Source organism: Mesorhizobium sp. M0601 (assembly GCF_040320845.1).
GTDB lineage: Bacteria > Pseudomonadota > Alphaproteobacteria > Rhizobiales > Rhizobiaceae > Mesorhizobium.
In genome coordinates this window covers 135,016-154,684 of record NZ_JAMYQK010000004.1, presented here as the reverse complement: position 1 = coordinate 154,684, position 19,669 = coordinate 135,016, and the positions used below count along the sequence as shown (strand labels likewise).

The 19,669-nt window shown below is 62.4% G+C and carries 25 protein-coding genes; 20 read left to right on the top strand and 5 right to left on the bottom strand.

From position 1 onward, the window contains the following. The 9 genes from ribD (at position 1) to NKI41_RS06475 (ending at position 8,086) form a co-directional block, all read left to right on the top strand. Positions 1 to 1,131 carry a bifunctional diaminohydroxyphosphoribosylaminopyrimidine deaminase/5-amino-6-(5-phosphoribosylamino)uracil reductase RibD gene (gene ribD, locus NKI41_RS06515; protein ID WP_352682051.1) on the top strand — a complete coding sequence of 377 codons (1,131 nt, stop codon included), beginning with the start codon at positions 1 to 3 and terminating at the stop codon, positions 1,129 to 1,131. 30 nt (positions 1,132 to 1,161) lie between these two features. Then, on the top strand, positions 1,162 to 1,779 hold the full coding sequence (locus NKI41_RS06510) for a riboflavin synthase (RefSeq protein ID WP_352501515.1): 618 nt from the start codon (positions 1,162 to 1,164) through the stop codon (positions 1,777 to 1,779). Between the two features lie 130 nt (positions 1,780 to 1,909). Continuing rightward, positions 1,910 to 2,404: a 6,7-dimethyl-8-ribityllumazine synthase gene (gene ribH / locus NKI41_RS06505; protein WP_023674495.1), complete on the top strand. Its 495-nt coding sequence runs from the start codon at positions 1,910 to 1,912 to the stop codon at positions 2,402 to 2,404. Next, positions 2,401 to 2,901, top strand: a complete 501-nt coding sequence (nusB, locus tag NKI41_RS06500; RefSeq protein ID WP_023674496.1) for a transcription antitermination factor NusB — start codon at positions 2,401 to 2,403, stop codon at positions 2,899 to 2,901. The genes ribH and nusB overlap by 4 nt, the downstream gene beginning before the upstream one ends. Further along, the gene (locus NKI41_RS06495; protein WP_352682049.1) at positions 2,898 to 4,115 is read left to right on the top strand and encodes an MFS transporter; all 1,218 of its coding nucleotides are present in this window, start codon (positions 2,898 to 2,900) and stop codon (positions 4,113 to 4,115) included. The genes nusB and NKI41_RS06495 overlap by 4 nt, the downstream gene beginning before the upstream one ends. 159 nt (positions 4,116 to 4,274) lie before the next feature. After that, positions 4,275 to 5,186: a glycine betaine ABC transporter substrate-binding protein OsmF gene (osmF, locus tag NKI41_RS06490; protein ID WP_352682048.1), complete on the top strand. Its 912-nt coding sequence runs from the start codon at positions 4,275 to 4,277 to the stop codon at positions 5,184 to 5,186. A gap of 43 nt (positions 5,187 to 5,229) precedes the next feature. Continuing rightward, on the top strand, positions 5,230 to 6,405 hold the full coding sequence (locus NKI41_RS06485; RefSeq protein ID WP_352501519.1) for an ABC transporter permease: 1,176 nt from the start codon (positions 5,230 to 5,232) through the stop codon (positions 6,403 to 6,405). Beyond that, a complete protein-coding gene (locus NKI41_RS06480) occupies positions 6,402 to 7,340 on the top strand; it encodes an ABC transporter ATP-binding protein (protein ID WP_352542408.1) in 939 nt (312 codons plus the stop codon). Before NKI41_RS06485 ends, NKI41_RS06480 begins: the two co-directional genes overlap by 4 nt. Further along, positions 7,337 to 8,086 carry an ABC transporter permease gene (locus NKI41_RS06475; protein ID WP_352682046.1) on the top strand — a complete coding sequence of 250 codons (750 nt, stop codon included), beginning with the start codon at positions 7,337 to 7,339 and terminating at the stop codon, positions 8,084 to 8,086. The genes NKI41_RS06480 and NKI41_RS06475 overlap by 4 nt, the downstream gene beginning before the upstream one ends. A gap of 25 nt (positions 8,087 to 8,111) precedes the next feature. Here NKI41_RS06475 and NKI41_RS06470 read toward each other — a convergent pair whose 3' ends face one another. Further along, a complete protein-coding gene (locus NKI41_RS06470; RefSeq protein WP_352682045.1) occupies positions 8,112 to 8,345 on the bottom strand; it encodes a hypothetical protein in 234 nt (77 codons plus the stop codon). Positions 8,346 to 8,424: 79 nt separating this feature from the next. Here NKI41_RS06470 and NKI41_RS06465 point away from each other — a divergent pair, with 79 nt between their 5' ends. Next, complete coding sequence (locus tag NKI41_RS06465; RefSeq protein ID WP_352682043.1) at positions 8,425 to 8,925, top strand: DUF2165 family protein; 501 nt, start codon at positions 8,425 to 8,427, stop codon at positions 8,923 to 8,925. 251 nt (positions 8,926 to 9,176) lie between these two features. Further along, positions 9,177 to 11,318 (top strand): sodium-translocating pyrophosphatase, encoded by a 2,142-nt coding sequence (locus NKI41_RS06460; RefSeq protein ID WP_352501522.1) that lies wholly within the window; start codon positions 9,177 to 9,179, stop codon positions 11,316 to 11,318. Positions 11,319 to 11,440: 122 nt separating this feature from the next. Here the strand turns inward: NKI41_RS06460 and NKI41_RS06455 are convergent, their stop codons facing one another. Further along, positions 11,441 to 11,974 carry an outer membrane protein assembly factor BamE gene (locus tag NKI41_RS06455; protein WP_352682041.1) on the bottom strand — a complete coding sequence of 178 codons (534 nt, stop codon included), beginning with the start codon at positions 11,972 to 11,974 and terminating at the stop codon, positions 11,441 to 11,443. A gap of 114 nt (positions 11,975 to 12,088) precedes the next feature. Between NKI41_RS06455 and NKI41_RS06450 the strand changes: the two genes are divergently transcribed. The 7 genes from NKI41_RS06450 to NKI41_RS06420 all read left to right on the top strand — a co-directional run bounded on the left by NKI41_RS06450 (position 12,089) and on the right by NKI41_RS06420 (position 17,024). Next, positions 12,089 to 12,628: a ubiquinol-cytochrome C chaperone family protein gene (locus tag NKI41_RS06450; RefSeq protein WP_352682039.1), complete on the top strand. Its 540-nt coding sequence runs from the start codon at positions 12,089 to 12,091 to the stop codon at positions 12,626 to 12,628. Between the two features lie 40 nt (positions 12,629 to 12,668). Further along, positions 12,669 to 13,217: a YceD family protein gene (locus NKI41_RS06445; RefSeq protein WP_352456592.1), complete on the top strand. Its 549-nt coding sequence runs from the start codon at positions 12,669 to 12,671 to the stop codon at positions 13,215 to 13,217. 123 nt (positions 13,218 to 13,340) lie between these two features. Continuing rightward, positions 13,341 to 14,411 carry a phosphate acyltransferase PlsX gene (gene plsX / locus NKI41_RS06440; RefSeq protein ID WP_352472001.1) on the top strand — a complete coding sequence of 357 codons (1,071 nt, stop codon included), beginning with the start codon at positions 13,341 to 13,343 and terminating at the stop codon, positions 14,409 to 14,411. 9 nt (positions 14,412 to 14,420) lie between these two features. Continuing rightward, on the top strand, positions 14,421 to 15,392 hold the full coding sequence (locus NKI41_RS06435) for a beta-ketoacyl-ACP synthase III (protein WP_352682037.1): 972 nt from the start codon (positions 14,421 to 14,423) through the stop codon (positions 15,390 to 15,392). Between the two features lie 104 nt (positions 15,393 to 15,496). Further along, positions 15,497 to 15,820, top strand: coding sequence for an integration host factor subunit alpha (locus NKI41_RS06430; protein ID WP_023717292.1), 324 nt, complete (start codon positions 15,497 to 15,499; stop codon positions 15,818 to 15,820). 245 nt (positions 15,821 to 16,065) lie between these two features. After that, a complete protein-coding gene (locus NKI41_RS06425) occupies positions 16,066 to 16,608 on the top strand; it encodes a MerR family transcriptional regulator (RefSeq protein ID WP_352682035.1) in 543 nt (180 codons plus the stop codon). Between the two features lie 74 nt (positions 16,609 to 16,682). Then, the gene (locus NKI41_RS06420; RefSeq protein ID WP_352501526.1) at positions 16,683 to 17,024 is read left to right on the top strand and encodes a hypothetical protein; all 342 of its coding nucleotides are present in this window, start codon (positions 16,683 to 16,685) and stop codon (positions 17,022 to 17,024) included. 126 nt (positions 17,025 to 17,150) lie between these two features. Here NKI41_RS06420 and NKI41_RS06415 read toward each other — a convergent pair whose 3' ends face one another. After that, positions 17,151 to 17,342, bottom strand: coding sequence for a hypothetical protein (locus tag NKI41_RS06415; RefSeq protein ID WP_023674514.1), 192 nt, complete (start codon positions 17,340 to 17,342; stop codon positions 17,151 to 17,153). A gap of 317 nt (positions 17,343 to 17,659) precedes the next feature. Between NKI41_RS06415 and NKI41_RS06410 the strand changes: the two genes are divergently transcribed. Both NKI41_RS06410 and NKI41_RS06405 read left to right on the top strand, forming a co-directional pair. Then, positions 17,660 to 17,938, top strand: coding sequence for a helix-turn-helix domain-containing protein (locus NKI41_RS06410; RefSeq protein ID WP_352471998.1), 279 nt, complete (start codon positions 17,660 to 17,662; stop codon positions 17,936 to 17,938). A gap of 119 nt (positions 17,939 to 18,057) precedes the next feature. Then, a complete protein-coding gene (locus tag NKI41_RS06405; RefSeq protein WP_352682033.1) occupies positions 18,058 to 18,516 on the top strand; it encodes a YbaK/EbsC family protein in 459 nt (152 codons plus the stop codon). Between the two features lie 38 nt (positions 18,517 to 18,554). On the opposite strand, the gene NKI41_RS06400 is transcribed toward NKI41_RS06405, so the two are convergent. Together NKI41_RS06400 and NKI41_RS06395 are read right to left on the bottom strand one after the other, a co-directional pair. Further along, positions 18,555 to 18,749, bottom strand: a complete 195-nt coding sequence (locus NKI41_RS06400; RefSeq protein WP_023674517.1) for a hypothetical protein — start codon at positions 18,747 to 18,749, stop codon at positions 18,555 to 18,557. A 147-nt stretch (positions 18,750 to 18,896) separates the two neighbouring features. Then, a complete protein-coding gene (locus tag NKI41_RS06395) occupies positions 18,897 to 19,130 on the bottom strand; it encodes a hypothetical protein (RefSeq protein WP_352471996.1) in 234 nt (77 codons plus the stop codon). Positions 19,131 to 19,669 lie beyond the last annotated feature (539 nt).

Below are 19,669 nucleotides of genomic sequence, written 5' to 3'. Positions count from 1 at the left end.
ATGGCAGGGTCCGGACGCCGCACGGCTGAACAAGAGGTCCTCGATCGCCGCTATATGGCGGCAGCCCTCAGGCTGTCGCGCAAGAATGCCGGGCGGACCTCGACCAACCCTTCCGTCGGCACGCTGATCGTGCGCGATGACGGCGACGGGCCGATGATCGTCGGCAGCGGCGTCACCGCCGTCGGCGGCCGGCCGCATGCCGAGACCGAGGCTTTGGCAGAGGCCGGCGAACTGGCGCGCGGCGCCACCGCCTATGCAACGCTGGAGCCCTGCGCCCATCACGGCCGCACGCCGCCTTGCGCCAATGCGCTGGTCAGTGCCGGCGTGGCGCGTGTGGTCGGCGCTGCCAGCGATCCTGACCCGCGTGTTTCCGGCAAGGGCTATGCAATCTTGCGTGCCGCCGGCGTCGAAGTGGTGGAAAAAGTGTTGGCGGCCGAGGCTGCGGAGCAGATGGCCGGCTATTTAATTCGATCTCTGAAAAAACGCCCGGAAGTGATCCTGAAACTTGCGCTTTCGAGCGACAACAAGATCGGCGTGAAAGGCGAGGGACAGCTCTCCATCACCGGCGATATCGCCCGACGCGAAGTCTATCTGATGCGCGCCGAAGCCGATGGCATATTGATCGGCATCGGCACGGCACTGGAGGACGATCCGGCGCTGACGGTTCGGCTTCCGGGACTGGAGAGCCGTTCGCCGGCGCGCATCGTACTCGACCGTCAGATCAGGCTACCCGAGACTTCGAAACTGGTCGCCGGCGTCGACCGTGTGCCGCTCTATGTCGCTGCCTGCGCCGAGGCCGATCCGCACCGGCGCGCCGCGCTCGAACGTGCCGGCGTTCGCTTCATCGGTACTGAGACCTATGAAGGCGATATCGCGCTGCCGGAACTGTTCGAGGATCTGGCGGCGCTCGGCATGGCAAGCGTCCTGGTCGAGGGCGGCGCGAGGGTGGCCAAGGCGTTCCTCGACGAACAACTGGTCGATCGTATCGTGCTGTTTCAGGGGCCGGACGCGATCGGCGAGGGCGGCATTGTATCGCCGATCGATGCCAACAATATCCCGCCGGGATTTCGCAAATTGCGCAACATGCGTTTCGGCGAAGATACATATGCGGAATGGATAAGAGACATCTAGGACCGACCTGATGTTCACGGGGCCAAACTAATGTTCACTGGAATCGTCACCGATGTCGGCACCGTCGCTGCCGTGAAGCCGCTCAGGGAAGGCGTCGGTTTGCGTATCGACACCGCTTACGATCCGCAGACCATTGCCATCGGTGCCTCGATTTCCTGTGGCGGCGTCTGCCTGACGGTGACGGGATTGCCGGAAGACGGCGCCAACGCACGCTGGTTCGAGGTCGAGGCCTGGGAAGAAGCACTCAGGCTGACGACCGCGATGGGCTGGAAATCCGGCACGCGCATCAACCTGGAGCGGGCGCTGAAGATCGGCGACGAGCTTGGCGGCCATATCGTTTCAGGCCATGTAGACGGCATGGCCGAGATCGTGGGGCGCAAGGAGGAAGGCGACGCCGTTCGCTTCACCCTGGATGCACCGCGAGAGCTGGCCAAATTCATCGCGCCCAAGGGCTCCGTCGCACTCGACGGCACTTCGCTGACCGTCAACAAGGTCGAAGGCAGCCGCTTCGACGTGCTGTTGATCCACCACTCACTGACGGTCACCACCTGGGGCGAACGCCAGGTCGGCGATCGCGTCAATCTCGAGATCGACACCATGGCCCGCTATGCGGCGCGACTGGTGGAGGCGGCTAAAGAGGGGCTTTGAGGCGCTCGTCCATAAAGCCCATTCCCTGGTGCGACCGCCGCCGAGTTGGCCTTGAAAGTTCCTTCGGCAATCTTCCGCTTGCGATCAAACCGGCTTCGGCCTAAGTCACCGGCGATCCCCGGAGACATCTATGGCAGGCACATCCCAACACGGCAAAGCGTTCATCCGTCCGAAGAAGAAGGCCCACCTTCTTGTCATCGAGGCGCGCTTTCACGACGACCTTGCCGACGCGTTGCTCGAAGGCGCGACAAAGGCCCTCGAGGAAGCGGGCGCGACATACGATGTCGTCACCGTTCCGGGCTCGCTCGAAATCCCGGCGGTGATTTCCTTCGCGCTCGACGGTGCCTCCGAAGGCGGGACGAACTATGACGGCTTCGTCGCCCTCGGCACGGTGGTCCGCGGCGACACCTATCATTTCGATATCGTCGCCAATGAATCCAGCCGTGCCCTGATGGACCTGTCCGTGCAGGATGCGGTCTGCATCGGCAACGGCATCCTGACCACCGAAAACGACGAACAGGCCTGGACACGCGCCAGGCGTTCGGAAGGCGACAAGGGCGGCTTTGCGGCGCGTGCGGCGCTGACCATGATCGCTCTAAAGGAACAGCTGGGAGCGCCCTCGTGAGCGAACCCGCTTCGCCCGGCCAGCCCACGGTGCGCCACGCCAACAAGCGCGGTGCTGCCCGTCTGGCCGCCGTGCAGGCGCTCTACCAGATGGATGTCGCCGGCAGCGGCGTCTTCGAGATCACCGCCGAGTACGAGGCGTTCAGGCTCGGCAAGGAGGTCGATGGCGCGCTCTATCGCGAGGCCGATGCGCAATGGTTTCGCGCCATTCTTGCCGGCGTTGTCGAGCACCAGAAGACCATCGATCCAGTCATCCGACAGGCGCTGACCGAGGACTGGCCTCTGTCGAGGCTCGATTCCACATTGCGCGCCATATTGCGCGCCGGCGTCTACGAGCTGATGCAGCGCGAGGACGTGCCGGTGGCGGTTATCGTCTCCGAATATGTCGACATCGCCAAGGCATTTTACGAGGAAGACGAGCCGAAACTGGTCAATGCGGTGCTTGATCGCGTGTCGCGCCGGGTGCGTGGCGAGGGCCGCGGCAAGGACGCCTCATGACTGCTATCGTCGCCGTTGGGGCGGGCAAGGAAGCGCGTCGCACCGCCTTCATCCTCGCAGCCTCGCAGGCGATCATCGGCTCGGCCGCACCCATCGCCATTTCCATGGGCGGATTGGCGGGGCAGTACCTGCTCGATGCTGACAAGTCGCTGGCAACCGCGCCGATCACCGGTTTCAATGTCGGCGTGGCGCTCGGTTCCTTGCCGGCCGCGGCGATCATCCGCCGGCTCGGCCAGCGCGACGGCTTCATGACCGGCACAGCGGTCACGGCGCTTGGCGGGCTGGTCGCCACGCTGGCGCTGTTTCATGCCAGCTTCTGGCTATTCGCTTTCGGCTTGGCCGTGATCGGCATCGGGGGCGCCTTCGTCCAGCAGTTCCGGTTTGCCGCCGCCGACAATGCGCCGCCTGAATTCAAGGCGCGCGCCATCTCCTTCGTGCTGGCCGGCGGCATCGTCACCGCCATCCTTGGACCGCAGATCGTCATCTTCACCGGCGACCTGTTCTCGCCGGTGAAGTTTGCCGGCTCGTTTGCGTCCATCCTGGTGCTGGCGGCGGTCGGCGCCGCCATTCTCTCTTTGTTGCGCATCCCGGCCAAGGCAACCGACAAGGTGGAAATCGCCGACAGCGACGCCCGGCCGCTCTCGGAAATCGTCACCAGGCCGCGCTTCGTCGCAGCGCTGTTTTGCGCCGTCGGCAGCTACGCGCTGATGAGCTTCGTCATGACGGGCGCGCCGCTGGCCATGGTCGGCTGCGGCCTTTCGACCGACGACGCCACGCTCGGCATTTCCTGGCATGTGATGGCGATGTTCGCGCCGAGCTTCTTCACGGGGTCGCTGATCTATCGCTTCGGCGCTGAGCGGATCCTGGCCATCGGCCTGGTGCTGCTGATTGGCTGCGCCACAGTGGCGCTGTCAGGGTTGGCACTGTGGCAGTTCTGGACGGCGCTGATCCTGCTCGGCCTTGGCTGGAACTTCAGCTTCATCGGTGCCACCGCCATGGTGGCCGACAGCTACCAGTCATCCGAAAAAGGCAAGGTCCAGGGGTTTCACGATTTCGTCCTGTTCGGCTCCGTCGCCTTCGCCTCGCTGATGTCGGGGGCGGTCTACAATGCCTGGGGCTGGGAGATGTTGAACTGGATGATTTTCCCGGTCGTCGTGCTGTGCTTCGTGGCACTGGGCGTGTTGAAGATGAGGGGCTTGCGCGCGGCCAGCTGACGTCACGCTGTCGGGACGAGGCAACGGCGGAGTCACTCGCATCCGAACAAAATTATTGCGCCCATCCCCTTTCTTATGAAACCGTGTACCCCGACGGGGCATCGAAGCCATGCTCATCTGCGGCAGCCGTATTTCGGTTCACAGCAAGGGATTTGTGAGATGTTTTCAATCAAGGTTCTGGCCGGCGCTGTACTGGCGCTCGGAGTTGCGTTGGCCTCGGCGAGTGCCCAGGTGGTGGTGTCGTCGAAGATCGACACCGAGGGCGGCGTGCTCGGCAATATCATCCAACTGGTGCTGAACGCCAACGATATCCAGACCACCGACCGCATCCAACTCGGCGGCACACCTGTGGTGCGCAAGGCGATTACAGCCGGCGAGATAGACATCTATCCGGAATACACCGGCAACGCCGCCTTCTTCTTCGAGAAGGCCGACGATCCGGTGTGGAAAGACGCCGCCAAGGCCTACGAGACTGCCAAGAAGCTCGACTACGACGCCAACAAGATCGTCTGGCTGTCACCGTCACCGGCGAACAATACTTGGGCGATCGCCCTGCGCAAGGAGGTCGCCGATACCAATAAGCTCGTCACCCTTTCCGACTTCGGCAAATATGTCTCGGGCGGCGGCAAGGTGGTGCTGGCCGCCTCCGCCGAGTTCGTCAATTCGGCGGCCGCGCTGCCCGCTTTCCAGAAGACCTATGGCTTCACGCTGAAGCCGGACCAGTTGATCACGTTGTCGGGCGGCGACACGGCGGCGACAATTGCCGCCGCAGCCAACCAGACCAACGGCGCCAACGCCGCCATGGTCTATGGCACCGACGGCGGCATCGCGCCCTCCGGCCTCGTCGTGCTTGAGGACGACAAGGGTGTGCAGCCGGTCTACCAGCCGGCGCCGATCATCCGCGAGGCGGTGCTGAAGGAGCATCCGGAGATCGAGACGCTGCTGAAGCCGGTGTTCGCCAAGCTCGATCTCGTCACGTTGCAGGAGTTGAATGGTCGCGTGCAGGTTGGCGGCGAGCCGGTCAAGGGCGTCGCCGAGGACTTTTTGAAAAAGAACGGCTTCCTGAAGTAAGGCGATTCCGGCGCTCCGCTTTCGAGGTGCGCCGGATCGGCCGATGGGGGAGGGCGTGCGCATCCGGTTCGACAAGCTCGGCGTGGTCATCGCGGCGATATCGGCCTATGCGGCTTTTGCGGCGCCATTCGCCACCTTCCGCGCCAATCGCATCGTACCCGGCGAGGCGCGCTCGATCCTCGAATCTTTGCCTGCGACGGTCGGTCCGCTGTTGATGGCGATTGTCGTCGCAGCGGCGCTCATTGCGCTGCTGAAAACACCGCTTGCTCTGCGCCTCGCCGCCAGTGTGGTTGCGCTTGCAGCGCTGGCGCTGCTGATCGGCGTCGCCGGCAGTTTCCTGACACCCGCCGGCAACACCTTCGCCCGTATCTCGCCGGCTTCGGGCTTTTGGCTGCTTATCTTCGCCTTCACGCTTCTGCTCGCCGACGTGCTTACGCGGCTGAACCTGTCGCCGCAGGCACGCATCGGCGTGCTTGTTGTCGCCGCCGCGGCGATCGGGCTGCTGCTCGTCTCGGGAAGCTGGAACAGCCTGTCGATCCTCAAGGAATATTTCAATCGCGCTGACAGTTTTTGGGCGGAAGGCTCCAAGCACGTGACGCTGGCGCTGGGTTCGCTGGCGGCTGCGGTGATTATCGGCCTGCCGCTCGGCATCCTCTGCCATCGCGTCGAGAAATTGCGGGCCGGCGTGCTCAACGTGCTGAACATCATCCAGACCATTCCTTCGATCGCGCTGTTCGGCCTCTTGATCGCACCACTCGGCTGGGTCGCTTCGCATGTGCCGGGTGCTGCCGCGCTCGGCATTCGCGGCATCGGCACAGCGCCGGCTTTCGTCGCTTTGTTCCTCTATTCACTGCTGCCGGTAGTGGCCAACACCGTGGTCGGCCTTGCCGGTGTGCCGCGTGCCGCCAACGACGCAGCGCGCGGCATGGGCATGACCGACCGCCAGCGGCTGTTCGGCGTCGAGTTTCCGCTGGCTTTCCCGGTGATCCTCACCGGCATCCGCATCGTGCTGGTGCAGAATATCGGCCTCGCCACAATTGCCGCGTTGATCGGCGGCGGCGGCTTTGGCGTGTTCGTATTCCAAGGGGTCGGCCAGACGGCGATGGACCTGGTGCTGCTCGGTGCTGTTCCGACGGTGGTGCTGGCCTTCGCCGCTGCCATCATCCTCGATGCAGTGATCGAAATGAGCGCCAGCAAGCGCAGGGTTGAAACGGCATGATCGAGATCGAAGGCGTCACCAAGCGCTTCGGCGAGACGACAGTCGTCGACGACGTGTCGATAGTAATCGAGCCGCGCAGCATCGCCGTCATCGTCGGCACCTCCGGCTCCGGCAAGACGACGCTGCTTCGCATGATAAACCGGCTGGTCGAGCCGACATCGGGCGTGATCAAGCTCGACGGCGTCGACAACCGCTCGGTCCCGGATTATGAGCTGCGCCGCAGCATCGGCTATGCCATCCAGGGCCACGGGCTGTTTCCGCATCGCACGGTGGCGCAGAACATCGCCACTGTGCCGGTATTGCTCGGCTGGGACGCCAACCGCATCAAGGCCCGCGTCGACGAGCTGATGACGCTATACCAGCTCGACCCGCAAGCCTACGGGCCACGCTATCCGCATGAGCTTTCCGGCGGTCAGCAGCAGCGCGTCGGCGTCGCCCGGGCGCTTGCCGCGGAACCCAACGTGCTGTTGATGGATGAGCCCTTCGGCGCGCTCGATCCGATCATCCGCAACAAGGCGCAGGAGGATCTGCTGGCGATCCAGAAACGCTTCGGCACCACCATCATCCTCGTCACCCATGACATGGAAGAGGCCGTTCACATGGGCGACAAGATCGCGGTGATGGATGGCGGCAAAGTAGTGCAATATGCCGCGCCGGCCGAGATACTGGCGAAACCGGCCAGCGCGTTTGTCGAGACCCTGGTTGGCGCCAGTGAAAAACCGTTCCGGCTGTTGTCGCTTGGCCGGGTGCGCGACGCGGTGGAAAAAGGCACGGCCGAAGGCGAGGCGATCCCCGGTGACGCCAGCCAACGCGACGCGCTCGCCGAACTCCTGTGGTCGGGCCGCCCGGCACTTCCGGTGAAAGATACCGACGGCAAGCCGCTTGGCCGCGTCACTGTGGACGGGCTGGTTAAGCGCGCGGCGAGGCCGGCATGAAAGCCTGGCTTCCCTCGCTGCTCAGGCTTGCCCTGGTGGTGGTGCTTATTGCCTTCGTCACCAATCCCGGCTGGTTCGAACCGCTGCTGAAGCCGCTGACAGAGAACAACGCGCCGGTAATCTACAATCAGGGCAGCCTTTTGACGTTGACGCTGCTGCATCTGCGGACCGTGCTGATCGCGACCGTTGCCGCGACGGTCGTTGCGGTCGCGCTCGCCATTCTGGTCACCAGGCCAGCCGGCGCCGAATTCCTGCCGCTGTCGCGCAGCCTGGTCAATATCGGCCAGACCTTTCCGCCGGTTGCGGTGCTGGCGCTTGCCGTGCCGGCCGTCGGCTTCGGCGAAAAGCCGACGCTGATTGCGCTGTTTCTCTACGGACTGCTGCCGATCTTCGAGAATGCGCTGACCGGCCTGACGACGCTGCCGGCCAACGTAGTCGAGGCGGCGCGTGGCGCCGGCATGACCGGTTGGCAAAGACTGGTCAAGGTCGAGCTGCCGCTCAGCGCGCCGATCATTCTCGGTGGTATCCGGCTGTCGGTGGTGATCAGCCTCGCCACCGCGACCATCGGCTCGACGGTAGCGGCGAGGACACTGGGCGAGGTGATCATCGCAGGCCTGCTGTCCAACAACCTCGCCTTCATCCTGCAGGGTGGCCTGATCGTCGCCGCCCTTGCCGTGCTGATCTATGACGGGCTGTCAGCGGTCGAGCGCTACACGGCTCGGCGCATGGGACGCGAGGCCGAGTAACCTCTCGGGGCGAAGTTCGTTTCTTTCAGTGGCCCGTTGAACGCGCTGGATGATCGAGTGTCAGTTCCAGCGTTGTGCTCGTCTCGCCGGTGATCCAGCGGCGGCGGATGATGGCGAAATCGTGCTGTGTGTCGGCTCTAACCACAGAGACCAAGTCGCCCACCGCGCAATCACTGTCGAGATCGAGGGCCTCGACAGTCTCGGCAATGTCTTGCTTGCCGGCATAACGTCTCGCAATGACTGTGAGCACGATGATCACTGGCCCACCCGTTGCGCGATCTTCGGGACTCGGCGATTGATGAGTGCGATGCCCCGATCTTTCAGCAGGAGTTCTTGCCATGACCGCGCGTTTCTCCAAGATCGTCATGTGTTTGTGTCTGGCGGCTTTCGCCTTCCTCGTCGCCTTCGGCAACATCACCGATTACGGCTCAAACTTCGCCTTTGTCCAGCATGTGCTGAGCATGGACACGACCTTTCCCGGCAATGCACTGATGTACCGCTCGATCATCAACCCGTCGCTGTGGACGGCTGGCTACTGGCTGATCATCATTGGCGAGGCGCTGACCTGCCTGCTTTACCTAATCGCCGCCTGGCAACTCTGGCAGGCGCGCAACGCTAGCGGACATGCTTTCAACGATGCCAAGAAGTTCGCCATCATTGCCGCCACAATGGGCTTCCTCGTTTGGTATTTCGGCTTCATGGTCGTTGGCGGCGAGTGGTTCGCCATGTGGCAGTCTTCGACTTGGAATGGTCAGGAGGCGGCGTTCAAATTCTACATCACCATGCTGCTGGTGCTGGTCTTCGTCGTCCAGCCGGACGGCGACCCGCGTAAAGCCTGACCACTGTTCGCCGATTTCAACCGATCTAACCGGATGGCAGTGTCGACAGGCGCTGCCGTCCAGCCTTTTGGGCGAAACCCGGGATCTTTTGGGCGAAAGCCGGACAGGAACGGAACAATATCTTGACGTTCCGAGCCCTGTTTCGCATAAGCCGCTGCGAAGGGACGGATTCCGGTTGCGGAAAATTCGTCCCCTGTCTCAACGGCCCGGGGAGGGGTTCTTTTGGGCCACCAATCGAGGAAAATTCGGCAATGACCATAATTTCAGCTGTCATCGCCTGCGGTCTGCTTTCAGTCCTTTACGCCATCTGGGCGACACGTTCGGTCCTCGCGGCCGATCAGGGCAATGCACGCATGCAGGAAATTTCCGCGGCCATCCGCGAAGGCGCTCAGGCTTATCTGGCGCGCCAGTACACCACCATCGCCATCGTCGGCGTCGTGGTCCTGCTGCTTGCCTGGTGGCTGCTTTCGATCACCGCGGCCATCGGCTTCCTGATCGGCGCCGTTCTATCGGGTGCCGCTGGCTTCATCGGCATGCACGTCTCGGTGCGCGCTAATGTGCGTACCGCGCAGGCGGCTTCCAACAGCCTCGCTGCCGGTCTCGAGATCGCCTTCAAGTCGGGCGCCATCACTGGCATGCTGGTTGCTGGCCTGGCCCTGCTCGGCGTCTCGATCTACTACCTGATCCTGACCCAGTTCATGGGTCTGCAGCCAAACGATCGCGTCGTCATCGACTCGCTTGTTTCGCTCGGCTTCGGCGCCTCGCTGATCTCGATCTTCGCCCGTCTCGGCGGCGGCATCTTCACAAAAGGCGCCGACGTCGGCGGCGATCTTGTCGGCAAGGTTGAAGCCGGTATTCCCGAGGACGATCCACGCAATCCGGCCACCATTGCCGACAATGTCGGCGACAATGTCGGCGATTGCGCCGGCATGGCCGCCGACCTGTTCGAGACCTATGCGGTGACCGTGGTCGCCACCATGGTCCTCGCCGCCATCTTCTTCGGTGGCACCGACGTTCTCGGCGCGGCCATGCTCTATCCGCTGGCCATCTGCGGCGCCTGCATTCTCACCTCGATCGTCGGCACTTTCTTCGTCAAGCTCGGTTCCAGCGGCTCAATCATGGGTGCGCTCTACAAGGGCCTGATCGTCACCGGCCTGCTGTCAATTGTCGGCCTTGCCGTGGCCACCTCGGCATGCATCGGCTGGGGTGAGATCGGCACCGTCGCCGGCATGACCATCACCGGCACGAACCTGTTCATCTGCGGCCTTGTCGGCCTTGCGGTGACCGGACTCATCGTGGTGATTACCGAATATTATACCGGCACCAACAAGCGTCCGGTGAACTCCATCGCCCAGGCCTCGGTCACCGGTCACGGCACCAATGTCATCCAGGGCCTCGCGGTCTCGCTGGAAGCGACGGCGTTGCCGGCGATCGTCATCGTCGGCGGCATCATCTCGACATACCAGCTCGCCGGCCTCTACGGCACGGCGATCGCGGTGACGACTATGCTTGGCCTCGCCGGCATGATCGTCGCGCTCGATGCCTTCGGCCCGGTCACCGACAATGCCGGCGGCATTGCCGAAATGGCCGGCCTACCCAAGGAAGTGCGCCAGTCAACCGACGCGCTCGACGCTGTCGGCAACACCACCAAGGCGGTAACCAAGGGCTACGCCATCGGTTCGGCCGGCCTCGGCGCGCTGGTGCTGTTCGCGGCCTACTCTAACGACCTGAAGTTCTTTGCCGCCAATGGCGACAAATACCCCTACTTCCAGGGCATGGGCGACGTCTCCTTCGACCTCTCCAATCCTTACGTCGTCGCCGGCCTGATCTTCGGTGGCCTGATCCCGTATCTGTTCGGCGGCATCGCCATGACCGCCGTCGGCCGCGCCGCGGGTGCTATCGTCCAGGAGGTGCGCAAGCAGTTCCGGGAGGATCCGGGCATCATGGCAGGCACCTCGAAGCCGAACTATGCGCGCGCCGTCGACCTTCTGACCAAGGCAGCGATCCGGGAGATGATCGTTCCGTCATTGCTGCCGGTGCTGGCGCCGCTGGTGGTCTATTTCGGCGTCCTCCTGATCTCCGGTTCGAAGGCATCCGCCTTTGCCGCGCTTGGCGCCTCGCTGCTCGGCGTCATCGTCAACGGCCTGTTCGTCGCCATCTCGATGACCTCCGGCGGCGGCGCCTGGGACAACGCCAAGAAGTCGTTCGAAGATGGTTTCGTCGACAAGGACGGCCTCAAGCACATCAAGGGCTCCGAAGCGCACAAGGCTTCGGTGACCGGCGACACGGTCGGCGATCCCTACAAGGATACTGCCGGCCCAGCGGTCAACCCGGCGATCAAGATCACCAACATCGTCGCGCTGCTGTTGCTGGCCGTTCTCGCGCACGGCTAAGCTCGGCCGCTATGGCCTTAAAACAAACCCGCGGGATCGCTCCCGCGGGTTCTTCATTGCCTGAGATATGCCGCTTACAGGGAAGCGAAAGGAACGGAAGGAAGCCGACACCCTCGGGTGGATCAGCTGCCGCCGAGCGTGCTGCCGCCGCTGGCGCCGGGAATACCAGGCGCCAGCTTGCTGGCGCCACTGATGATCTGGCTGAGGAAGTTCTGGTCCTTGCCGCCGGTCGGCGTGGTGCGCGAGATGAAGTCGAACACCTTGCCGTCCTTCAAGCCGTAATTGGCGATCTGGGTGACGCGCCCGTCATCGCCAAAATAGACCGCCAGCACATGCTGGTCGACCAGCCGCGGCTTGTCGAAGGCGACATAGCGCTTGCGCGTCTGCGAAATGTAATAAAAGGCCTCGTTATCGAAGGTCGCCTTCGTCGAGGGAGTGCCGAGCGCCAGCAGCACCTGTTCGCGGCTTGAGCCGACCGGCACCAGGTCGATCGCCTGCTGGTCGATGACGTAGCCTTGCGTCAGCGTCTCGCTCGGATTGAGATCGCCGATCATCTTGGACGAATTGCAGGCGGAAAGTGCCGCAGCGATCACCAGCAGCGAAACCGCACCGCCGGGCCTAGGCAGGAAAGTCGACTTGAATTTCAGCGCGCGCAACTACAACTCCATAAGCTGGCCGCAACTTGCGCTGGGCCGCAAAACCGGTAAACCAGCTTGCTTGCCGATGCAACAAGGCCACTTCAACAAACGGTCCCGGGAGACCACCCTCAAATGTTCCAGCGCCTCTTTGGCCGCGAACGACATGCCAACCGCGCCATCACCGAGGCGCTTTACGCACAAATCGTGGCGGCGGCGCGGCAAACGGTGTTTTATTCCGCCTGGAACGTGCCGGACACGCCGCTCGGCCGCTTCGAGATGCTGTCGTTACACATGTTCCTGTTCCAGCACCGATTGCGCGGCGAGGGCGGTGCCGCGGCGGAGGTTGCGCAGGTGCTGATCGACGAGTTCTTCATGGATGTCGAACATTCGTTGCGTGAATTGGGCATTGGCGACGTCGGCGTGCCGAAGCGAATGCGGAAACTGGCGAAAATGTTCTATGGCCGTACCGCCGCCTATGATGATGCGCTGCAAAGAAATGACCATGATGCACTCGCCGCCGCCCTTGCCCGCAATGTCAGGCCGGATGCCGGCGCCTGGCCGCAAGCGTCGCAACTGGCACTCTATGCCGCCGATGCATCAAGGCAACTCGCGGAACAGCCGACCGAATCGATCGTTTCCGGAACGGTGTCATTTCCCGTGGCCAACGCTTGAACGACGGCAGGCCGATGAAGGTGGCGAAGTGGAGGCGAAGATGAAACACCCTGATACCCACAGCCCAGTGTCATTCCTGGCAAATGTCGCCCGGCTGCCGCAAAAGGGGCTGCCGGTGGTGATCGATGCCGACGCTGGGCAGCGCGCCCTGCTGGCCGTCGAGCACGAGCTGCTTTCGGTCGAGAACTATCGCGCCGAACTCCTGGTCGAGCCCTGGAAACGCAACGGAGTGAAAGTCAGCGGCCATGTCGAGGCCGATATAACGCAGGCCTGCATCGTCACCCTCGACCCGGTCGAGGCGCATATCGACGAGCCGGTCGAAGCGCTGTTCCTGCCGGAGCAATCCAAGCTCGGGCGGCAAGGTTTCGACGGCGGCGGTGAGATCCTGCTCGACGCCGAAGGCCCCGACAGCCCGGAAACCTTTTCCGGCGATGCGATCGACGTCGGGGCGCTTGCCGAGCAGTTCTTTGGCTTGGCGATCGATCCATATCCGCGCAAGCCGGGTGTATCGCTGGAGGCCGCCGGCGATGCCGAGCCTGTGGAGAATGAATTCCAGCAAAAGCTCAGATCACTGTTGGGAAAATCCTGATGGCTGACCCAATTTGAGAAAAGTTGGTTGTGCGGCAGCCCAAAACCGTTATTTTCGCCGAACCTTCGCGAGCCCCGCACCTTGGCAAGCCCGCTGGCCAATCAACCGTGAGATGAACACCGCGTGATCAGGATTTCCATCGATGCCATGGGCGGCGATCACGGGCCAAGCGTGGTCATCCCGGCGCTCATGACTGTCGCCACCCGCCGTCCGGATATACGCTTCGTCATTTATGGGCGCGAAGAAGTGGTACGGCCCGAACTCGCCAAATTCCCCAAGCTGGCGGAAGTGAGTGAGTTCGTGCACTGCGAGATCGCAGTGCGGATGGACGACAAGCCGAGCCAGGCGCTGCGCCATGGCCGCTGGAAGTCATCGATGTGGAAGGCCGTCGAGGCGGTCAAGGCAGGCACTGCCGACGCCTGCATCTCGGCCGGCAATACCGGCGCGCTGATGGCAATGTCCAGATTCTGCCTTCGCACCATGGCGACCATCGATCGCCCGGCAATCGCGGCGCTCTGGCCGACATTGCGCGGCGAGAGCGTGGTGCTGGACGTCGGCGCCACCATTGGCGCGGATGCGCATCAACTGGTTGATTTTGCCATTCTGGGCACCGGCATGGCGCGCTCGGTTTTCGGCATCGAACGGCCGAGCGTCGGGCTGCTCAATGTCGGCGTCGAGGAGATCAAGGGTCAGGAAGAGGTCAAGGAGGCGGGTCGTATGTTGCGCGAGGCCAACATGGCCTCGATGAACTACCATGGCTTTGTCGAGGGTGACGACATCGGCAAGGGCAGTGTCGACGTCGTCGTTACCGAGGGATTTGCCGGCAACATCGCGCTGAAGACGGCGGAAGGCACCGTTAGGCAGATCGCCGGCTATCTGCGCGCGGCGATGAACCGGACGCTGATGGCCAGGATCGGCTATATCTTCGCCAAGACCGCCTTCGATCGCCTGCGCGAGAAGATGGATGTCGGCCGCTCCAATGGCGGCGTCTTCCTCGGATTGAACGGCATCGTGGTGAAGAGCCATGGCGGGGCTGATTCGGATGGCTTCGCGGCGGCGATCGAGCTTGGCTACGACATGGTGCGCAACAATCTGCTTGACCGCATCGAAGCCGATCTCGACCTGTTCCATGCCCGCAATCCGAATGCCCAGACAATCCGGAAATCCGACGTCGTCATCGACGCAAAGGAATAGGAAAGAGCATTGATCAGATCCGTCGTGCGCGGCACGGGCGCCGCGCTGCCCCGCCGCATTATGAAGAATGCCGATTTCGAAGGCATGGTCGAGACGTCGGACGAGTGGATCGTCCAGCGCACCGGCATTCGCCAGCGCCACATTGCGGCCGACGACGAGACGACGGCCTCGCTGGGCGAGGCGGCAGCGCGCGCGGCCCTCGACAGCGCCGGCCTGACGGCTGACGATATCGACCTGATCGTGCTGGCGACCTCGACGCCCAACAACACCTTTCCCGCGACCGCGGTCGAGATCCAGAACCGGCTCGGCATGCACCACGGTTTTGCCTTCGACCTGCAGGCGGTCTGCTCCGGCTTCGTCTATGCAGTGACGACCGCCGACCTCTATATCCGCGGCGGCTTGGCCAGACGGGTACTGGTGATCGGCTCGGAAACATTTTCGCGTATTCTCGACTGGAACGACCGCTCGACCTGCGTTTTGTTCGGCGACGGCGCCGGCGCGATGGTGCTGGAAGCAGGCACGGGGGCAGGCGGCATCGCCGACCGAGGCGTTCTGGCGGCCAGCCTGCGCTCCGACGGCATCCACAAGGACAAGCTTTTTGTCGACGGTGGGCCGTCGACCACCGGAACGGTCGGGCACCTCAGGATGGAAGGCCGCGAAGTGTTCAAGCATGCGGTCGGCATGATCACCGACGTCATCGAGGCGACGTTCGCACAGGCCGGCATCGGCGCCGCCGATCTCGACTGGTTCGTGCCGCATCAAGCCAATAAACGAATTATTGACGCTTCGGCCAAAAAGCTCGGGATAGAGGAGCGGAAGGTGGTGGTGACCGTCGATTTGCACGGTAATACCTCGGCGGCTTCCGTGCCGCTGGCACTGTCCGCAGCCGTCGCCGACGGTCGCATCAGAAAGGGTGACCTGGTACTGCTCGAGGCGATGGGCGGCGGCTTCACCTGGGGTGCCGTCCTGCTCCGCTGGTAAGTGCCGAACTATCGGGTTCGGGTCCTTGACCTTGACGGATCAATTACTTAGGTTCTGCCGTTGCTTGTATCGATTTATGTTTTTGAGCTGATGGGACGGTTCGTATGGGGGGAAAGACACTTACGCGCGCCGACCTCGCCGAAGCCGTTTACCGCAAGGTTGGGCTGTCACGTACTGAATCGGCCGAGCTTGTCGAGGCGGTGCTGAATGAGATCTGCGAGGCGATCGTTCGCGGCGAGACGGTGAAGCTGTCGTCCTTCGCGACTTTCCACGTCCGCTCCAAGAACGAGCGCATCGGGCGCAATCCCAAGACCGGTGAGGAAGTGCCGATCCTGCCGCGCCGGGTGATGACCTTCAAGTCGTCGAACGTACTGAAGAACCGTATCCTGCGCTCCCATCAAAACAGCAAAGCCAAGGGCAGCAAGTAGCCGCCCAATCCCCCTTTGCCAAGAATCATGCTCCAGGCTTCGGTTGAAAAATGAACCCTGCTTTTGCGCCGGGCTTGAATATTGTTTCATAAACCGCTGAAATAAGATGCGATTCGGTAGGCCGGATCGGTATTTGGGTGTGATCCGTTCCGCCGGGACGGAAAGCTGCTCTCTTTGTTAAGCGTGATGTCGCCCGAACCCGGTTCCCGCCTTTCGCGATCATGCTCTAGCGTGAGGATTCGTCCATGGACAAGAGCCCTGATGCTTTCCGCACCATCAGCGAGGTCGCGGAGGATCTGGATTTGCCGCAGCACGTGCTGCGCTTCTGGGAGACGCGTTTCAACCAGATCAAGCCGATGAAGCGCGGCGGCGGTCGCCGCTACTACCGTCCGCAGGACGTCGAACTGATCAAGGGTATTCGTCATATGCTCTACGACCAGGGCTATACGATCAAGGGCGTGCAGAAGCTGTTGCGCGAGAACGGCAACCAGTTTCTGATCGCCGTCGGCAGTGGCGACATGGCGGCGGTCGAGGCGATCTCGCAGCGCCGACAGGCCGACACGGTACCGCTGACGCAAGCGGCGCAGCCGCGCGGCCCGGACGACGAAATGCTGGTTGGCCAGCCGAGGGTGAAACCCAGCCGTCGTTTTTTCGGTATGGGCAAGACCGACGAGGAAGGTCCGGTTCCGCCGGACACGTCAAAACTTTCCCGTGACAATCGCGCGTTGCTGCAGGAGGCGCTGTTCGACCTCCTGGAATGCAAGCGCCTGCTCGATCAGGTTCGCTAGAGCCCGCCGGGTTGACCGGAACGGTCTTCAGGGTCATGCGTTAGGCTTCCTTCTGCAGATGAAGGAAGCACGTCATGGCATCGCTTTCGAGCATCTCCGACACCGATCTCAACAAGCAGGTCGCGGCCTTGGCCAGGGAACTGGCCACCTTGAAGAAAGCCGTGTTGAAGCAGGGCGGCGCCTTTTACGAAGACGGGCGCGATACCGCGTCGGATTACTATTCGGATATCACTGAGCGGCTCGGCAACGCCTTGCCGGCAATCAGAAGGCAAGGCCGGGCGATCGAGAAGACCGCCCGAGATCACCCGGCGACGGCGGCCGCTGTCGGGCTGGTTCTGGTCGGGCTCGTCGCCAGTCTGTTCCTCGGCGGCCGACAGCAAAACGCGCCGCGAGCGCGTTCAAGGTCGGCACGTTAAGGTAGGCAAATGGCGGTGGTCAGCGGACCGCCGCCATTTTTCGCCGACACGGCAAACCCGGTAAGCGCGCCGCCCTTGATCAAGCACCAGAACGCCTGATTGCGGGTTGTTCGCCCGAAGGTGTTTTCAGTACTTCTTCGCGACAACCTTCTTGTGATGGTGGCGGTAGTGGTGGACGCGGTGATGGTAGTGATGGCGGTGATGCTTCTTGACGGTGGTGTGCATCGTCGTCGCATTCGCGCTGCTTGCGCCGATGATCGGCATCGAGAGTGCAAGTGCGATTGCAAGTCCAAGAGCGGAGAGAAGAGGCTTCTTCATGACATCGTTTCCTTTTTGCGCAGGCGGAATTTGAGCGTCACTGATTCAGGTCGGTGACTCGAGCGCTGCGGTTGGGACTATCGCCTTGGAGTTTTTCGGCAGTTTTTCCGGCCTGTAGAATTTCGTTTCCGAACTGTGTCTGCTGAGGATCCGGCCAGATGTCAGCTCGCCGGCATCCGCCATCCATTCCGGCGTCGGTTCACGATGCCGTGACGCTATCTTTGATGCTTGGCAAATCACCGGCGAGCGGGCATTCTCCCGATCGTCTCAGGCAACAACATGATTTGATCTAACTCTTTCATCCCACGGAGTTGCCAATGCCCCAAATAGCAAAACGCGAACCTTACTCCGAACTGGCGGCGAGCGCGGTTACGCCTGAACGCAGTGCCGTCCGAACCGCCCGGGAAGCCCGTGGATACAGCATCGAAGAGCTGTCCCTGGCGTGCGGGCTGGCAGCCTATGAGATTGCCGACGTTGAAAGCGGCAAGGATGCCGATCCCTCGAAACGTCGGCGTATTGCCTCCGCGCTTCAACTTCCGGAAAGCGCTCTGTTTGACGAAGCCGTGTTGCCTGCCAAAAGGCGATCCGTGTCGTAGCGACGTGTCATGCTTTTATTCCACGAGCTCGCCATGGGTCGCCCTGGCGGGCTTCGTTTTTTCGGCCACGTAGTGGACTTGCCGGCCGCCACGGCGACGCCAGACGGAAATTGCTGGAGATGAGCCTCGAATCCGTTCGCGCCTTCTTCGCCGCACACGCGGCCGACATTGACGTCATCGTCACGGAGGCAAGCTCGGCGACGGTGGCTCTGGCCGCCGAAGCGCATGGCGTAGCGCCGGCGCAGATTGCCAAGACGATCTGCTTGCGCGCCGGCGACCAGACGATGCTGATCGTGGCCAGCGGGATCTCCAGGCTGGACAATCGCAAATTCAAGGACCGGTTTGGTGGCAAGGCGCGAATGCTGGACGCCGACCAGGTGCTCGCCGCGACCAACCATCCCGTCGGTGGGGTGTGCCCGTTCGGCCTACCGGCGCCGCTCCCGGTCTACTGCGACATCTCGCTGCGCGCCTTTGACGAGATCGTCCCGGCGGCAGGCGCGACGAATGCCGCCGTGCGGCTCAGCCCGCAACGCCTGGCCGAACTCGTCGACGCCGAGTGGGTGGATGTGTGCCAGTAGCGATTTATCCGGGTCGTGGAATCCGCTGAGCGTTACCGCTACTCGGTCTTCTGTGGCTCTTCTTTCTTGATCGTCTGAGCGTCCGTGACAGTCGACATATCGGCCTTCTCGACGCTTGCTGTCTTCGTCTGCGTGTCGACCGATGCCTGAACCTTGGAATGCGCGGGGCAATCCGCAGAGGCAGCTGATATGGACATGGTCAGTGCCGCGGCTATTGCGAGGAATGTCTTCATGATCATTCTCCTCTTTCGTTCGATGGGTAAAGTTAGCCCGTCTGGCACCGACCGCAAAATCACATTTGTTCACACGCGCTCCTGCGCACACGGAAGCCGACGCTGGGCCAGTGATTCAAATGGCTGCGCGGATAGCCGCTTGCCGTATCAAGGCCCACTGGCTCCGGCCGGAGGATTTTTGGCGTTAAAGATCTCGCCGCTCAGAGCCAGTCTCAAATCTTCGGCGCTGAGCTGACCACTTTCAAATAAATCCATCACTCTGCGGCCGAGCACTTCTCTGCCTGGATCTCCATCAGCGAGGCCTAGTTCACGGCATCGGGCATCAAGTGCCTTGGTCAACATGGTCAGCTCGGCAGGACAGGCAACTCCTTGAAGCGACATTGCATCTCTCCCGAAAAGGGCGAAAGCGCGTGGCATCTTCGTAGCGTCCGCTCGCCCTTACAACTGCGGACGACGGCAATTCAACTAGAGCCAACCTTTTTCGAACTCAACATTCAAACGTACCAAAACGCCGCGCGCTCCAATGCGAGGATCCTGCTACAATACGGTATGGCCGTCCGAATAGCGGTTGTCCTCGCGCTTCTTTTCGCCTTCGCCTACGGTTTCGCAAAACTCGCGGAACATTATCGCAGCGTTGGCGACAGGCCCTCTCCGTGTGAAGAATTGCCCTATCCTGATTGTCCTGACCAAAAAGCTCCTCCCGGGAAGAAACTGAGCCTTGAGCGCGCGCCTGTTCAGGCCAGGCCAGCCGTCGGGATTGAATTAGTTCTTTCCAACCGACGGTTGGTGGACGCATTGCAGCTGATGCGCCTAGGGTTCAGTACGATCCGCGCGCACCGGGCATGCCCAACCCCCGAGTCACCCCTGCCTGATGCAAGGCGCCTGATCGAGTCCCGCCGTTCTGGCATGTGCGGCGGGAC

Coding starts and splice junctions, on each gene's coding strand:
- NKI41_RS06465 (WP_352682043.1), top strand. CDS start 8,425: ATGACCGCGCGTTTCTCCAAGATCGTCATGTGTTTGTGTCTGGCGGCT.
- NKI41_RS06480 (WP_352542408.1), top strand. CDS start 6,402: ATGATCGAGATCGAAGGCGTCACCAAGCGCTTCGGCGAGACGACAGTC.
- NKI41_RS06475 (WP_352682046.1), top strand. CDS start 7,337: ATGAAAGCCTGGCTTCCCTCGCTGCTCAGGCTTGCCCTGGTGGTGGTG.
- NKI41_RS06450 (WP_352682039.1), top strand. CDS start 12,089: ATGTTCCAGCGCCTCTTTGGCCGCGAACGACATGCCAACCGCGCCATC.
- NKI41_RS06400 (WP_023674517.1), bottom strand. CDS start 18,749: ATGAAGACATTCCTCGCAATAGCCGCGGCACTGACCATGTCCATATCA.
- NKI41_RS06405 (WP_352682033.1), top strand. CDS start 18,058: ATGAGCCTCGAATCCGTTCGCGCCTTCTTCGCCGCACACGCGGCCGAC.
- osmF (WP_352682048.1), top strand. CDS start 4,275: ATGTTTTCAATCAAGGTTCTGGCCGGCGCTGTACTGGCGCTCGGAGTT.
- NKI41_RS06430 (WP_023717292.1), top strand. CDS start 15,497: ATGGGGGGAAAGACACTTACGCGCGCCGACCTCGCCGAAGCCGTTTAC.
- NKI41_RS06445 (WP_352456592.1), top strand. CDS start 12,669: ATGAAACACCCTGATACCCACAGCCCAGTGTCATTCCTGGCAAATGTC.
- NKI41_RS06395 (WP_352471996.1), bottom strand. CDS start 19,130: ATGTCGCTTCAAGGAGTTGCCTGTCCTGCCGAGCTGACCATGTTGACC.
- NKI41_RS06460 (WP_352501522.1), top strand. CDS start 9,177: ATGACCATAATTTCAGCTGTCATCGCCTGCGGTCTGCTTTCAGTCCTT.
- NKI41_RS06425 (WP_352682035.1), top strand. CDS start 16,066: ATGGACAAGAGCCCTGATGCTTTCCGCACCATCAGCGAGGTCGCGGAG.
- NKI41_RS06420 (WP_352501526.1), top strand. CDS start 16,683: ATGGCATCGCTTTCGAGCATCTCCGACACCGATCTCAACAAGCAGGTC.
- ribD (WP_352682051.1), top strand. CDS start 1: ATGGCAGGGTCCGGACGCCGCACGGCTGAACAAGAGGTCCTCGATCGC.
- NKI41_RS06415 (WP_023674514.1), bottom strand. CDS start 17,342: ATGAAGAAGCCTCTTCTCTCCGCTCTTGGACTTGCAATCGCACTTGCA.
- NKI41_RS06485 (WP_352501519.1), top strand. CDS start 5,230: ATGGGGGAGGGCGTGCGCATCCGGTTCGACAAGCTCGGCGTGGTCATC.
- NKI41_RS06495 (WP_352682049.1), top strand. CDS start 2,898: ATGACTGCTATCGTCGCCGTTGGGGCGGGCAAGGAAGCGCGTCGCACC.
- ribH (WP_023674495.1), top strand. CDS start 1,910: ATGGCAGGCACATCCCAACACGGCAAAGCGTTCATCCGTCCGAAGAAG.
- NKI41_RS06510 (WP_352501515.1), top strand. CDS start 1,162: ATGTTCACTGGAATCGTCACCGATGTCGGCACCGTCGCTGCCGTGAAG.
- NKI41_RS06410 (WP_352471998.1), top strand. CDS start 17,660: ATGCCCCAAATAGCAAAACGCGAACCTTACTCCGAACTGGCGGCGAGC.